Here is a 13,195-nt window from a genome sequence, read left to right as displayed (position 1 = left end):
CCAGAGTTGAACCAATGAACGAGCTGCGTCGGATCCAAGATGGCGCGGCCGGTCTCGGCTTGCGGCGGGCCCTGCTGGGCCCGCTGCAGGCGGCCGGACCGGAGGATTTCGATTTCCTCGAATGCGCACCGGAAAACTGGATCGGCATCGGCGGTCGCTACGGAGAGGCGCTGGAAGCGCTGTCCGCGCGCCACCCGCTGACCTGCCACGGCCTGTCGCTGTCGCTCGGCGGCTTCGCCCCACTGGACCAAACCTTCCTCGCGCGCGTGCGCCGGTTCCTCGACCGGCACCGCGTGGCCCTGTACAGCGAGCACCTGAGCTACTGCAGCGACGACGGCCAGCTCTACGACCTGCTGCCGATCCCGTTCACCGAGGAGGCGGTGCGCCATGTGGCGGCCCGCATCGGCCAGACACAGGACCTGCTCGGTCGCCGTATCGCGGTCGAGAATGTCTCCTACTACGCCGCGCACCCGCTCGGAGCGGATGCGCAAGCGATGAGCGAGATCGACTTCATCAACGCGGTACTGGCCGAGGCCGACTGCGACCTGCTGCTGGACGTCAACAACATCTACGTCAACGCGGTGAATCATCGTTATGACGCGCAGGAATTCCTGGCCGCGCTACCGGGCGAGCGCGTTGCCTGCATCCACGTGGCCGGGCATTTCGACGAAGCCGACGATCTCAAGGTCGATACCCACGGTGCGCCGGTGAAAGATGCGGTGTGGGCGCTGCTGGCCGCCGCGTACCGGCATTTCGGCCCGCGCCCGACCGTGCTCGAGCGCGACTTCAACTTCCCGCCGTACGCAGAGTTGCTCGGTGAACTCGGCACCGTGCGCCGCCTGCTGCGCGACAACGCGACCGGTTCTGTTCCACGCCATGCCAGCGCCTGATCCTCCGGCCACGCTGCGCCAACAGCAGCTTGCATTGACCCGCCACCTGCGCGACCCCGACCACCACCCGGCGCCGGGCGGGATCGAGGACCGGCGCCTTTCGGTCTACCGCGAGCTGCTGTTCAACAACATCGAAAGCCTGCTCGCGGGCAATTTCCCGGTGATCCGCAGACTGCTCGGTGATACCCGGTGGCGGATCCTGGTGCGCGATTTCTACCGCGACCATCGCTGCCAGACCCCGTTGTTCCCGGAAATCGCGCGCGAATTTCTGCGCTACCTAGAAACGCGCATGGATGCGACCGACCCGCCCTTCCTGTACGAGTTGGCGCATTACGAGTGGGTCGAGCTGGCGCTGCAGATATCCGAGGCGACCGCTGCCGACACCGCTTTCGACCCGAGCGGTGATCTGCTGGAAGCCGCGCCGCTGGTCTCGCCGCTGGCCTGGCCACTGGCCTACCGCTGGCCAGTGCACCGGCTCGGTCCGGACCACCAGCCGGCCGCGCCACCGGACACGCCGACGCTGTTGCTGTTGCGCCGCGAATCCGATGGCAGCGTCCGCTTCTCCGATCTTAGTCCGCTCGCATACCGGCTGCTGCAGCGGCTCGGCGAAGTACCCGAGCTCAGCGGTCGGGAGCATCTGCAGGCACTAGCGCAGGAGGCCGGCACCGGGGAGGTTGCGGATTTCATCGCGCAGGGTCATGCGCTGCTGCGACAGATGCGCGCCAGCGGCGTCGTCCTCGGCACCGCGCGAAAGTAAGCTGGGCTGACACCTGAGGCCAAGCGCTGGGCTTGTCAGCCCAGCCTGCGAATGGCTTCCTGATCTGCCGAATGTGCGGTCTCTGCTAGGCTTTCGCGATGCAGAGTACCGATCCCACGGGCACCGATGCCCCACCCGTGGCTGTCGCTTCCACGACATCCACCAGCGGCGTTGCGCCTCCGACCCTGGCGACGCGCTTTCGTGGCTACCTGCCGGTCGTGGTCGATGTCGAAACCGGCGGCTTCGACTGGAACCGCCACGCCCTGCTCGAGATCGCCGCCATTCCGCTGGATCTGGACGAGAATGGGCTGCTGGTCGCGGGCGAAACCGCGCATGCACATGTCACGCCGGCCCCCGGCACCGACATCGACCCGAAATCGCTGGAAGTCACCGGCATCATCATCGACCACCCCTTCCGCCTGGCCAAGGCCGAACGGCCCGCGCTCGACCATGTGTTCGCCCCGGTCCGCGCCGCCTGCAAGAAACACGGGTGCCAGCGCGCGATCCTGGTCGGCCACAACGCGCATTTCGATTTGAACTTCCTCAACGCCGCGGTCGCGCGCTGCGGCCACAAGCGCAATCCGTTCCACCCCTTCAGCGTGTTCGATACGGTGACCTTGGCTGGCGTCGCCTATGGCCAGACCGTGCTGGCGCGCGCAGTCACCGCTGCCGGCTTCGCCTGGAATGCCGACGAGGCGCATTCGGCCGTGTACGACGCCGAGCGCACCGCGGAACTGTTCTGCAAGATCGTCAACGCCTGGCCGACGCCGCTGCCCACGCGGCCGTAGGACGGCCCTCCCCTACGCGTCTGCCCTTGTAGGAGCGCCCCATGGGCGCTAACCGGAATCGGACAGGTACGCTTGTCCAGTTTGCCATCGCGCCCATGGGGCGCTCCTACAGCAAGAACCGCTACGGCGTGGCGAGTTTCAGGCCGATCAGGCCGGCCACGATCAGCGCCACGCTGCCGATGCGCAACGCGTTCATCGGCTCGTCGAACAGCACGATTCCAAGGATCACGGTGCCGACCGCACCGACCCCGACCCAGACCGCGTAGGCGGTCCCGACCGGCAGCGATTTCATCGCGATGCCGAGCAGACCCAGGCTGACCGCCATCGCCGCAACCGTGCCGACCGTCGGCCACAGCCGAGTGAAACCGTCGGTGTACTTGAGGCCGATCGCCCAGCCGATTTCAAACAGTCCGGCCAGTACGAGGATGATCCAGGGCATCGCAATGTCTCCAAACCGGTGGCTACGTTTCTCTTTGCACTTGTAGGAGCGGCTTCAGCCGCGAGCTCCTGCTTTTTGGCTTCGTCCGATTGCGCCGGCGCCGCAATGCTGGACGGCGGATCGCGGCTGAAGCCGCTCCTACAACAGGACCTCTCAGCTTGCGACGCGCTGGCGCACCGCCTCGAACAAGGTCACGCCGGTGGCGACCGAGACGTTCAGGCTCTCGACGTTCTCGCTGCCGGGCATTGGGATTTTGACCAGCTGGTCGCAGTTCTCGCGCGTGAGCCGGCGCAGGCCGGCGCCCTCGCCGCCCAGCACCAGGCCGACGTTGCCGCGCAGGTCCAGCGCATACAACGAAGTATCGGCGTCGCCGGCCAGCCCGTACAGCCAGACCCCGAGCTGCTGCAGGTCGCGCATCGCGCGCGCCAGATTGGTCACCGGAATCACCGGCACGCTGTCGGCCGCGCCGGCGGAGGTCTTGCGCACGGTCGCGTTGACCTGCACCGACTTGTCCTTGGGGATGAGCACCGCGGTCGCAGCGGCGGCCGCGGCGCTGCGCAGGCAGGCACCGAGGTTGTGCGGGTCCTGCACGCCGTCGAGGATCACGATCAACGCGCGGCCTTCGGCGGCTTCGACCAGACCTTCGAGTTCGTTCTCGTCCCAAGTCTTCGCCGCGGCGTAGCGCGCGACCACTCCCTGGTGCCGCAGCGTGCCGACCACGCCGGCGAGCGCCTGCTGGTTGACCCGGCGCACGTCGATATCGCGGCGCCGGGCGCTGCTTTCGATCTCGATCAGGCGCGGGTTCTTGGCGCCGGCCTCGATCAGCACCTCGCGCACATGCTCGGCGTCGTGTTCGAGCGCTGCGGTGACCGCGTTGATGCCGGCGATCCATTGTTTCTGACTCATGTAGCGGGTCCGTGGGTAGAAGCGCTTGTCTGGTCCGCAAAGGACGCAAAGAGCGCAAAGAGCGCCAAGAGCGCCAAGAGCGCAAAATTTTATATGCAGCAGCCTACGACCGCTCCGGAGCCGTAGAGCCGAGCTTGCTCGGCTGCCCTCGGTCGGCTGCGTTGAAATCGTCGGCTGTGGCGCGGCAGCGGAGCAAGCTCCGCTCTACGGAGTCCTCAGTACTTCGTTTTCTTGCGCCGCGGCGGCTGCGGCTGGGCACCGCCACCGTCCTTGCCGCCGTCATCGACCAGGCGGAAGTCGATCTTGCGATCCTCGACGTTGGCCTTCATGACGATGATGGCGAGGCGGTCGCCGAGGCGGAACTCGCGGCCGGCGCGCTCGCCGGTGAGCGTCTTGCGGATCGGGTCGAAGTGGTAGTAGTCGTTGGGCAACTGGGTGACGTGCACCAGTCCGTTGACCTTCGACTCGTCGAGCTCGATGAACAACCCGAAGCTGGTCACGCCACTGATCGTACCCTCGAATTGGCCGCCGACGTGCTGCTCCATCCACGCCGCGCGGTAGCGGTCGTCGACCTCGCGCGCGGCCTCGTCGGCCCGGCGCGAGCGCTCGGAACTCTGCAGCGACAAGGCCGCCATCTCGCTCGGCGAATACCTGAACTTCTCCGGCCGCTCGCCGCTCAAGGCGTGCTTGATCCCGCGGTGTACCAGCAGATCGGGATAGCGCCGGATCGGCGAGGTGAAGTGCGCGTAGGCCTCCAGCGCCAGGCCGAAGTGGCCGATGTTGTCGGGCGCGTACACCGCCAGGCTCTGGCTGCGCAGCAGCACCGATTCAATCAGTGCCGCATCGGGCCGTTCACGGACCTTCTTGAGCAGCGCGGTGAAGTCGCGCGGGTGCACCTGGCCCCAGCTCGGCATCTTCAGCTTGAATTCCTTGAGGAACTCCTGCAGGTCAGCGTACTTCTGCTCAGGCGGGCGGTCGTGGTTGCGGTACGGCGCCGGCACGTTGGCGTCGATCAGGTACTTCGCCGCCTCGACGTTGGCCGCGATCATGCATTCCTCGATCAGCTTGTGCGCGTCGTTGCGCTGCAGCATGCCGGCCTGCACCACCTCGCCCTGGGTGCCGAGCACGAAACGCACCTCGCTGGTCTCGAACTCGATCGCGCCACGCTTGGCGCGCGCCTTCGACAGGATCGCGTACAGCTGGTGCAGCCGCTGCACGTGCGGCAGCAGCGAGCCGATCTGCGCCACGGCATCCTGGTGCAGTTCGTCCAGGATGCCCTCGCCAACCGCGTTCCAGACCTGGGTGTAGGTCAGGCGCGCGTGCGAGTTCATCACCGCTTCGTAGAATTTCGATCCGGTGACCTGGCCCTTGCGGTCGATCTGCATGTCGCAGACGAAGCACAGGCGATCGACCTTGGGCTTGAGCGAACAGATGCCGTTGGACAGCGTCTCGGGCAGCATCGGCACCACGAAGCCGGGGAAGTAGACCGAGGTCGCGCGTCTGGTCGCCTCCTCGTCCAGCGGCGTGCCGGGCTTGACGTAGGCCGAGACATCGGCGATCGCGACTACCAGCCGGAAACCTTCGCGGTTGGTCTCGCAGTACACGGCGTCGTCGAAGTCCTTGGCGTCCTCACCGTCGATCGTCACCAGCGGCAGCGCGCGCAGATCGACGCGTTGCGCGGCAACGCCTGCATCGACCTCAACCGGCACCGCCGCGGCCTGGTCCAGCACCGCCTGGGAAAACTCGTGCGGGATCTCATGGCCGTGGATCGCGGCCTGCACCGCCAGCGAGGCGGTCAGCTTGTCGCCGAGCACCGTCAGGACCCGGCCGATCGGCGGGCGGCGCGGATCCGGCGCCTGCACCAGTTCGACCACCACCAGTTGCCCCGGCTGCGCGTCTTTCTGAGCCTCCGGCGGGATCAATACGTTGCGCTGGATGCGGCGGTCGTCGGGCACCACGTAGCTGATGCCGGCCTCGATGGTGTAACGCCCGATCAGGCGGTTGAGCCGGCGCTCGAGCACTTCCACGATCGCGCCCTCACGGCGGCCGCGCCGGTCCATGCCGGTGACGCTGGCCAGCACACGGTCGCCATGCAGCGCCTTGCGCATTTCGAACGGCGGCAGGAACAGGTCATCGCCGCCGGCCTCCGGTCGCAGGAAGCCGAACCCGTCCGGATTGGCGATGACGCTGCCGGCGATCAGGTCCATGCGCTCGGCGGGCGCGAACTCGCCCTTGCGGTTCTGCAGCAGCTGACCATCGCGCACCATCGCGCGCAGCCGCGCGCTGAGTGCGTCGAAGCGATCCGGCGCGGTCAACCCCAGTTTCCCGGCCAGCGCCTCGGCCGGCATCGGGCCATCGGCCGCGGCCAGCAGCTGCGAGATCATTTCGCGGCTGGCGATCGGCTGTTCGTAACGCGCGGCCTCGCGCTCGGCGTAGGGATCATGCTCTGGCGCCCGGCCCGGCGACGCCGGTTTGAACCCGCGCGGCGGCGGCTCCGGCATCCAGCCCGGTCGCTTGCCGGCGGCTTTGCCGGCACTTTTGCCTGCGCCCTTGCGCGGGTCGGTGGACGCCTGGTTGCGCTTGCCGGCACCAGGTTTGCCGGGATTCTTGTCGCCGCTCGGTGGTTTTCTTGTCATCACGTCATGGTCGCACATCACGATGAAGGCGACGTCGGAGTGGTGGCGCAAAAAAAGGCGGCGTCCGGGGCGCCTTCACGGCGTGCTGCCGCGGCCTCGGCGATACCGGCGGCGCACCCGCCCTTCCCACCAGCCATGTCCCAGTCGCCGCAAGAAAACCACGCCGTGCAGCTCAGGGCGATCCTGTTCGACGCCGACTTCAACGGTCACGAAATCGACCCGGCCGAGGTGGAATGCAGGACCGCCGGCACAAACGAAAAACCCCCGCAGCGCGGGGGTCGTCCGTTGAATATGGTGCCCGGGAGAGGACTCGAACCTCCACGGAGTTGCCCCCGCTAGCACCTGAAGCTAGTGCGTCTACCAATTCCGCCACCCGGGCAAACCCGCACGGCATGCAGCGGTGCGGGGCGCGTATGTTGCGGTGCGGTGATGGGATTGTCAACACTGCCTCCAAAGAGCCGGTGTTATACGTATGAACACGATCAGCGCGACGCCCCAGTGCGAGCCGCCGAGCCGGGTCGACCGCAGCTCCGGGGTTGCGCCACGGCAAAATTCCACCCTTGTTACAGGAGAGCATCATTGGCCAATTCACGTGACCGGAGCAGCGCGAACGGCTCCATTCAGCTCCTTTCCGCAGTGGTCCTGGCGGGCCTGTTCGCCGCCCCGGCGGCCGCACACGACTTCTGGCTGGCCGGCGAGCGCGCCGCCGAGAACGCGCCGCCGGCGGTTCGCATGCAGCTGGGCGACACCCTCCACGCCGAAGAGGTGCGCGCCTACGATGCCGGCAGCACGGCCTCGTTGCAGCTGGTCACGCCCGACGGCACGCGCAGCATCATCCAGGACACCCGCCAAGGCGCGATGCCGTTCCACACGCTGCCGCGCGATACGCCGACGCCGGCGATGGTGGTGCTCGACCGTCGTCCGGTGACGCTTGCGTTGCCGCACGAGCAGTTCGCCGACTACCTGCGCGAGGAACACCTCGAGGACATGCTGGCCCTGCAACAGCAGCAGGCCGCCGGTGCGTCCGGCGAGGACCGCGAACGCTACACGCGCCACATCAAGGTACTGGTCACCGGCCCGGACGCCGGTGAGCACGAGGTGCACTCGGAGGTCATCGGCCTGCCGCTGGAGATCGTGCTGCTGGATGCGCCCGAGGCGCCCGCGGCCGACCAACGGCTCCGCGCGCAGGTGCTCTTCCACGATGAGCCGCTGGCAGACGCCACCCTGACCGTGCTGCATCACCCGACCGGCAGTTTCACCTCGGACGGTAGCGCGCGCACGGTCCAGACCGACGCCGATGGCATCGCGACGTTCGAATACGACAAGCCCGGGTTCTGGATGCTGCGGATGGTGCACATGCATCCCTGCACCGGCTGCCGCGGCGCGGACTGGCGCAGCTACTGGGCCGCGTATGCGATCCAGCAGGACTGGCTGCCAGCCGCCAACTGACCAGCGCTCGGGTACGCCTGCGTCGCCTAAGGGCGCGCGCCGTCTGCACGATCACCGCCGCGCGCCGCGTTCGGTTGGCAACCGTAGGCTACGGTCGGTCTGCACCGGTGCGCCCATGGGCGCACCTGCAGGGCCGGTGGGTGCGGCCGCCGGTCCGGGACCGGGGCCGATCACATCCGCTCGACTCAGATCCGCTCGACTCAGATCCGATCGAGTCAAATCCGCTCGATCGCACCCTTGGCCGTGATCGGACCGGTCGGTACGCCCTGCGGCGCACCGCCGGCCGGCTCCAGCGTGATCGCCAGCAGCGACCCGACCGCAAGCGCACGGTGCAGGTCGTCCGGAATCTCGATCTCACGCGCGGTCGCGGTGTCGATCACGCCAAGCGAACGCGGTGCCTCGCCTTCGGGAATCAGCCAAAGCTCCGGCACGCGGCCCTCGCTGTCGGGCGCAGCCGGTACCGGCATCACCCGCACGCGTTGGTTGCGCACATCGATGCTGGCCAGGTACGCCGCGTTGCCGTCGTCGTCGGTGAGCGTGGTGACCGGGGCCGCGGCCAGCGGGGGCGCCGGCTCCAGCGCGGTGACGATCGGGGTAGGCGGGGGCAGCGGTTCCGGTAGCGGGACCGGGCGCAGGACAGCGACCATCGCAAGCACCGCCGCGGTCGCCAGCGCCGCGGCCGTCGCGCCACGCCAGAAGCCCACCGTCTGCAGCAAACCGCCGCGACCGCCGTCGATCGGCGACCAGCCCAGGCGGGTGCGGATCCGCGGCCAGACATGCGCGGGCGCGGTGACCGGCGCGATCTCGGCGACCAACGCCGCAAAGCGCTGCTCCCAGGCGTGGACCAGCCGGGCGAAGGCGGGCTCCGCCTCGATCCGCCCCTGTGCGCGGCGGCGCGCGTCGGCATCGAGCACGCCGAGCACGTACTCGGCGGCGTGCAGGTCAGCGCTCGGTGGCTCCTGCTCGGAGTCGTGTTCGGAATCGTGTCCGCGGATGTTCATGGGCAAAGGCCGGTCATTGTTCGAGGCAGGCGCGCAGTTGCTGCAGGCCGCGGCGGATCCAGCTCTTCACCGATCCCAGCGGCGAACCGATCCGCGTGGCCAGCTCCTCGTAGGTCGCTCCATCGAAGAAAGCGGTGCGGATCAGCGTGCGCCGCCGCGTATCGAGCTGCTCCATGCAGGCGCCCAGGCGCTCGCGATCGGTCGCCGCCGCGGCGCTCCCGGCCGGCGATGCACCGGGGTCGACCACCGTCTCGGCCAGTTCGATCGGCGCGGTGCGCGCCGCCGCGGGGGTCGCGCGCAGCCGGTCGATGGCCTTGTTGCGGGCGATCATCGCCAGCCACGTGACCGCGCTCGCACGCGTCGCGTCGAACTGGTCGGCCTTGCGCCAGACGGTCGTGTAGACCTCCTGGAGTACGTCCTCGGCCTCCCCGCGGTCGGACATGACCCGCAGGCACACGCCGAACAGCTTGGCCGAGGTCGCCCGGTACAACTGCTCGAAGGCCTTGGCGTCGCCACTGGCCACCGAGGCGAGCACTCCAGCCAGGCCATCGTCCCCACTTGCACTCAGGGCCTGCGTCGCCACGTCGCTCATGCCATCCCCGCATTGAATTCTGGTCGGCGCCGAGTGTAGCCAAACCGCGCCCCGCGTGTGGCGGTTGCACTGACTTCCCACCGGATTGTGTTGTCGCGGCAACACGCATCGGCCGCCCCCTCAACGATTCTGTCATGGCCATATACGCCGCCCCCGTGGCAGCGGATGCGCCTGGCGGCAGCGCAGGCGCATCGGGCCGAAGCTGCAATTCATCTTGGTTGTCGATGCAAGGCTCGTTCGCCCGCCTCCAACAGCAAGCAGGAGCAACGACCGAACGCGGCCCTAGCCGCCAACCCCGCGGCGGCAGGGACAACAGCCTGCTACGCGAGCGTCCCGAACCGATGCAGCGCTGAACAGCGCCAAGCCCGCCACCCGGTAGAATCCCGCCACGCCTCACACGAGTACGCAGCGCCCCATGACCGATCCCGTACGCCCGGCATTCCACGGCTTCGAAACCATCCCCCTGCGCGAGTACGCAGAGCGCGCCTACCTCGACTACTCGATGTACGTGGTGCTCGACCGCGCCCTTCCCTTCATCGGCGACGGCCTGAAGCCGGTGCAGCGCCGGATCATCTACTCGATGAGCGAACTCGGCCTCAACGCCGGCGCCAAGCCGAAGAAATCCGCGCGCACGATCGGTGACGTGATCGGCAAGTACCACCCGCACGGTGACAGCGCCTGCTACGAGGCGATGGTGCTGATGGCGCAGCCGTTCTCGTACCGCTATCCGCTGGTCGAGGGCCAGGGCAACTTCGGCTCCAGCGACGACCCCAAATCGTTCGCGGCGATGCGCTACACCGAATCCAAGCTCACACCCATCGCCGAGGTGCTGCTGGGCGAACTTGCCCACGGCACGGTCGACTGGGACCCCAACTTCGACGGCACGCTGGAGGAGCCCTCGTGGATGCCGGCGCGCCTGCCGCACCTGCTGCTCAATGGCACCACCGGCATCGCGGTCGGCATGGCCACCGACGTGCCGCCGCACAACCTCAACGAGATCGTCAGCGCCTGCATCCGCCTGCTGGAGGACCCCGACGCCACCACGAGCGACCTGTGCGAGCACGTGCTCGGTCCGGACTACCCGACCTTTGCTGAGATCATCACCCCGCGCGCCGACCTGATCCAGATGTACGAGACCGGCCTGGGCAGCGTGCGCGTGCGCGCCCTGTACGAGAAGGACGGCACCAACATCGTCATCCACGCGCTGCCGTACCAGGCCTCGCCGGGCAAGATCATCGAGCAGATCGCCAGCCAGATGCGCGCCAAGAAGCTGCCGTGGCTGGAGGACCTGCGTGACGAGTCCGACCACGCCAATCCGACCCGCCTGGTGCTGATCCCGCGCAGCAACCGGGTCGACATCGACCAGCTGATGGGCCACCTGTTCGCGACGACCGACCTGGAAAAGAGCTACCGGGTCAACATCAACGTGATCGGCGTGGATGGTCGCCCGCAGGTCAAGGGGCTCAAGGCGTTCCTGGCCGAGTGGCTGCTGTTCCGCACCAACACCGTGACCCGCCGCCTGACCCATCGACTGGACAAGGTCGAGCGCCGGCTGCACCTGCTGGAAGGCCTGCTGGTCGCGTTCCTCAACCTCGATGAGGTGATCCGCATCATCCGCAGCGAGGACGAGCCGAAACCCGTCTTGATGCAGCGCTTCAAGCTCAGCGAGGAGCAGACCGACTACATCCTGGAAACCCGACTGCGCCAGCTCGCGCGGCTGGAGGAAATGAAGATCCGCGCCGAGCAGACCGAGCTCGCCAGCGAGCGCGACAAGCTCATCGCCACCCTCGGCAGCAAGGCCAAGCTCAAGAAGCTGGTCAAGGACGAACTGCTGGCCGACGCGAAAAAGTTCGGCGATGCCCGGCGCTCGCCGCTGGTCGCGCGCGGCGCGGCGCAGGCGCTGTCGGAGACCGAGCTCGTGCCGAGCGAGCCGATGACCGTGGTGCTCAGCCAGAAGGGCTGGGTGCGCGCGGCCAAGGGCCATGAAGTCGACGCAGCGTCACTGAGTTACCGCGAAGGCGACGGCGTACTCGCCGCGGTACGTTCGCGCAGCACCCAGCAGGTTGCGTTCCTGGACTCGACCGGGCGCGCCTATTCGACCATCGTGCACGGCCTGCCGTCGGCGCGTGGCAACGGCGAACCGCTGACCGGCCGTTTCTCGCCGGCACCGGGCGCCTCGTTCCAGGCCCTCGCCAGCGGCGAGTCCGACACCCGCCTGGTGCTGATGTCGAGCCACGGCTACGGCTTTGTGACCCGCTTCGAAAACCTCACCGGCCGCCAGAAAGCCGGCAAGGCGATGCTGTCGCTGAGCGCCGGGGCGAAGGTGATCCAGCCGGCAACGGTGACCGACGTCGGCCAGGACCGGGTGGTGGTCGCCACCAGCGCCGGCCACCTGCTGGCGTTCCCGGTCAGCGACCTGCCGGAGCTCGACAAGGGCAAGGGCAACAAGCTGATCGACATCCCCAGGGCCAAGCTCGGCACCGAGCGGGTGATCGCGGTGGCGGTGGTCTCCCCCGGCGGCAGCCTGAGCGTGCAGTCCGGCGCAAGGACCATGACGTTGAGCTGGAAGGACCTGGATGGCTACGTCGGCAGCCGCGCCACGCGCGGTGGGTTGTTGCCGCGGGGGTGGCAAAAGGTCGACGACCTCAGCATCGAGTAACACGCGAGTGCCCTCGCGCGCGACGGTCGCCTCGCTTGAGCTCCCCTCTTGGAACAAAGGGGGCCGGGGGAGATTTGCACCAGATCGCGCGCATCCGTTCTCGCCGCCTCGACTACGCCGTCCTGACATTGCCCCCCGCAGATATGGACCCAGATTCACGCAAGCGCGCCTGCACGCTTGCGTAAGGCCCCGGCGAAAAGTATAACGCTCGTTATAACAAAGTCCGAGCCGCGCTCATGAAACTCAAGATCACCACCATCGGCAACTCGGCCGGCGTCATCCTGCCCAAGGACCTGCTGGCCCGTCTGCGCCTTGGAAAGGGCGACGAACTATTCGCCCTGGAAACCCCCGACGGCATCAAGCTCACCGTGTTCGATCCCGAACTCGCCGCGCAGATGGAGGTGGCCGAGCGGGTCATGCGCGAGCGACGCGCCCTGCTGCACAAGCTCGCGCAGTAGGCGGGTAGCCAATGATTGTCTGGATCGGAAAGCCGCTCGTCCTGGCCATTCACGACCGCCAGATCTCCGAACACGGCGGCATCCCGGGCGTGCGCGATGAGGGCTTGCTCGACTCAGCTCTTGCTCGGCCGCAACAGCTGCACGCCTACGCCGATCCCCTGCCGGATCTTGCCGCCCTGGCGGCCAGCCTTGCCTTCGGGTTGGCCCGCAACCACCCTTTCAGTGACGGCAACAAACGCACCGCCGCCGTGGTGTGCGAAACCTTCATCATGCTCAACCACGCCATCCTGTTGGCCGACGATCTCGCCCTGTACCCAAAGTATCTCGCCCTCGCCGAAGGCTCCCTGTCCGAACCCGACTTCGCTGACTGGCTGCGCCGGCACCTCCGGCAGGATCCGGGCAACCAAGTACACGAGAACCCCGCGCGCTACCCCCGATGACGCGGCAGCGCCATGTCCGCGATCTCTACTCTCTGGCTTTGCTCCCCTCTTTGGAAAAGAGGGGCCGGGGGAGACTTGCTTCTGCCTCACCAGTGAGGCAACAGCAACATTCCCTCGCTCCTTGCCGTCACTTCTACCGGAAGGATCGAGGCACCCCGCGCGCGCCGTTGTGTTACCGCA

13 protein-coding genes and 1 tRNA gene are annotated in these 13,195 nt (G+C 67.7%); 7 read left to right on the top strand and 7 right to left on the bottom strand.

Annotated elements, in window-relative coordinates:
- The first annotated feature begins 14 nt into the window (after nt 1-14).
- From ACJQWM_RS08645 to rnt, 3 genes are all read left to right on the top strand, one after another.
- Entirely contained in the window at nt 15-890 is an 876-nt protein-coding gene (locus tag ACJQWM_RS08645; RefSeq protein ID WP_332705744.1) for an HvfB family MNIO-type RiPP peptide maturase, read from the top strand.
- Entirely contained in the window at nt 877-1,647 is a 771-nt protein-coding gene (locus tag ACJQWM_RS08640; protein WP_332705741.1) for an HvfC family RiPP maturation protein, read from the top strand. The genes ACJQWM_RS08645 and ACJQWM_RS08640 overlap by 14 nt, the downstream gene beginning before the upstream one ends.
- Before the next feature lie 137 nt (nt 1,648-1,784).
- The gene (gene rnt / locus ACJQWM_RS08635; protein WP_332705738.1) at nt 1,785-2,435 is read left to right on the top strand and encodes a ribonuclease T; all 651 of its coding nucleotides are present in this window, start codon (nt 1,785-1,787) and stop codon (nt 2,433-2,435) included.
- Nucleotides 2,436-2,556: 121 nt separating this feature from the next.
- On the opposite strand, the gene sugE is transcribed toward rnt, so the two are convergent.
- The 4 genes from sugE to ACJQWM_RS08615 form a co-directional block, all read right to left on the bottom strand.
- Nucleotides 2,557-2,874 (bottom strand): quaternary ammonium compound efflux SMR transporter SugE, encoded by a 318-nt coding sequence (gene sugE, locus ACJQWM_RS08630; protein ID WP_332705735.1) that lies wholly within the window; start codon nt 2,872-2,874, stop codon nt 2,557-2,559.
- A 153-nt stretch (nt 2,875-3,027) separates the two neighbouring features.
- Nucleotides 3,028-3,780: a 23S rRNA (guanosine(2251)-2'-O)-methyltransferase RlmB gene (gene rlmB, locus ACJQWM_RS08625; protein ID WP_332705732.1), complete on the bottom strand. Its 753-nt coding sequence runs from the start codon at nt 3,778-3,780 to the stop codon at nt 3,028-3,030.
- 215 nt (nt 3,781-3,995) lie between these two features.
- Nucleotides 3,996-6,416 carry a ribonuclease R gene (gene rnr, locus ACJQWM_RS08620; RefSeq protein WP_332705729.1) on the bottom strand — a complete coding sequence of 807 codons (2,421 nt, stop codon included), beginning with the start codon at nt 6,414-6,416 and terminating at the stop codon, nt 3,996-3,998.
- 292 nt (nt 6,417-6,708) lie between these two features.
- Nucleotides 6,709-6,795: transfer RNA gene (locus tag ACJQWM_RS08615), tRNA-Leu, on the bottom strand.
- A 257-nt stretch (nt 6,796-7,052) separates the two neighbouring features.
- On the opposite strand from ACJQWM_RS08615, the gene ACJQWM_RS08610 reads away from it, so the two are divergent.
- Nucleotides 7,053-7,865, top strand: coding sequence for a DUF4198 domain-containing protein (locus tag ACJQWM_RS08610; protein WP_411306766.1), 813 nt, complete (start codon nt 7,053-7,055; stop codon nt 7,863-7,865).
- A gap of 51 nt (nt 7,866-7,916) precedes the next feature.
- On the opposite strand, the gene ACJQWM_RS08605 is transcribed toward ACJQWM_RS08610, so the two are convergent.
- The 3 genes from ACJQWM_RS08605 to ACJQWM_RS08595 are packed head-to-tail and all read right to left on the bottom strand — an operon-like array spanning nt 7,917 to nt 9,458.
- A complete protein-coding gene (locus ACJQWM_RS08605) occupies nt 7,917-8,084 on the bottom strand; it encodes a hypothetical protein (protein WP_411306765.1) in 168 nt (55 codons plus the stop codon).
- Nucleotides 8,081-8,866, bottom strand: coding sequence for an anti-sigma factor (locus tag ACJQWM_RS08600; RefSeq protein WP_332705723.1), 786 nt, complete (start codon nt 8,864-8,866; stop codon nt 8,081-8,083). Before ACJQWM_RS08600 ends, ACJQWM_RS08605 begins: the two co-directional genes overlap by 4 nt.
- Before the next feature lie 13 nt (nt 8,867-8,879).
- Complete coding sequence (locus ACJQWM_RS08595; protein WP_332705720.1) at nt 8,880-9,458, bottom strand: sigma-70 family RNA polymerase sigma factor; 579 nt, start codon at nt 9,456-9,458, stop codon at nt 8,880-8,882.
- A gap of 415 nt (nt 9,459-9,873) precedes the next feature.
- Between ACJQWM_RS08595 and parC the strand changes: the two genes are divergently transcribed.
- The 3 genes from parC (at nt 9,874) to ACJQWM_RS08580 (ending at nt 13,015) form a co-directional block, all read left to right on the top strand.
- Nucleotides 9,874-12,117 carry a DNA topoisomerase IV subunit A gene (gene parC / locus ACJQWM_RS08590; protein WP_332705717.1) on the top strand — a complete coding sequence of 748 codons (2,244 nt, stop codon included), beginning with the start codon at nt 9,874-9,876 and terminating at the stop codon, nt 12,115-12,117.
- 236 nt (nt 12,118-12,353) lie between these two features.
- Nucleotides 12,354-12,575, top strand: coding sequence for an AbrB/MazE/SpoVT family DNA-binding domain-containing protein (locus ACJQWM_RS08585; RefSeq protein ID WP_332705714.1), 222 nt, complete (start codon nt 12,354-12,356; stop codon nt 12,573-12,575).
- An 11-nt stretch (nt 12,576-12,586) separates the two neighbouring features.
- Entirely contained in the window at nt 12,587-13,015 is a 429-nt protein-coding gene (locus ACJQWM_RS08580; RefSeq protein ID WP_332705712.1) for a type II toxin-antitoxin system death-on-curing family toxin, read from the top strand.
- Nucleotides 13,016-13,195: the final 180 nt, after the last annotated feature.

Origin of the sequence: Novilysobacter longmucuonensis, from assembly GCF_046600735.1 — a bacterium.
In the GTDB taxonomy this organism is placed as follows: Bacteria; Pseudomonadota; Gammaproteobacteria; order Xanthomonadales; family Xanthomonadaceae; genus Novilysobacter_A; species Novilysobacter_A longmucuonensis.
Note: the sequence above shows the minus strand (reverse complement) of the source record. Positions and strands in the feature narration are given on the sequence as shown.

Bases quoted from the DNA above. Each gene is read 5' to 3' on its own strand.
- ACJQWM_RS08600 (WP_332705723.1), bottom strand. From the start codon at position 8,866: ATGAACATCCGCGGACACGATTCCGAACACGACTCCGAGCAGGAGCCA.
- rlmB (WP_332705732.1), bottom strand. From the start codon at position 3,780: ATGAGTCAGAAACAATGGATCGCCGGCATCAACGCGGTCACCGCAGCG.
- rnr (WP_332705729.1), bottom strand. From the start codon at position 6,416: ATGACAAGAAAACCACCGAGCGGCGACAAGAATCCCGGCAAACCTGGT.
- ACJQWM_RS08645 (WP_332705744.1), top strand. From the start codon at position 15: ATGAACGAGCTGCGTCGGATCCAAGATGGCGCGGCCGGTCTCGGCTTG.
- ACJQWM_RS08595 (WP_332705720.1), bottom strand. From the start codon at position 9,458: ATGAGCGACGTGGCGACGCAGGCCCTGAGTGCAAGTGGGGACGATGGC.
- ACJQWM_RS08580 (WP_332705712.1), top strand. From the start codon at position 12,587: ATGATTGTCTGGATCGGAAAGCCGCTCGTCCTGGCCATTCACGACCGC.
- parC (WP_332705717.1), top strand. From the start codon at position 9,874: ATGACCGATCCCGTACGCCCGGCATTCCACGGCTTCGAAACCATCCCC.
- ACJQWM_RS08585 (WP_332705714.1), top strand. From the start codon at position 12,354: ATGAAACTCAAGATCACCACCATCGGCAACTCGGCCGGCGTCATCCTG.
- sugE (WP_332705735.1), bottom strand. From the start codon at position 2,874: ATGCCCTGGATCATCCTCGTACTGGCCGGACTGTTTGAAATCGGCTGG.
- ACJQWM_RS08640 (WP_332705741.1), top strand. From the start codon at position 877: ATGCCAGCGCCTGATCCTCCGGCCACGCTGCGCCAACAGCAGCTTGCA.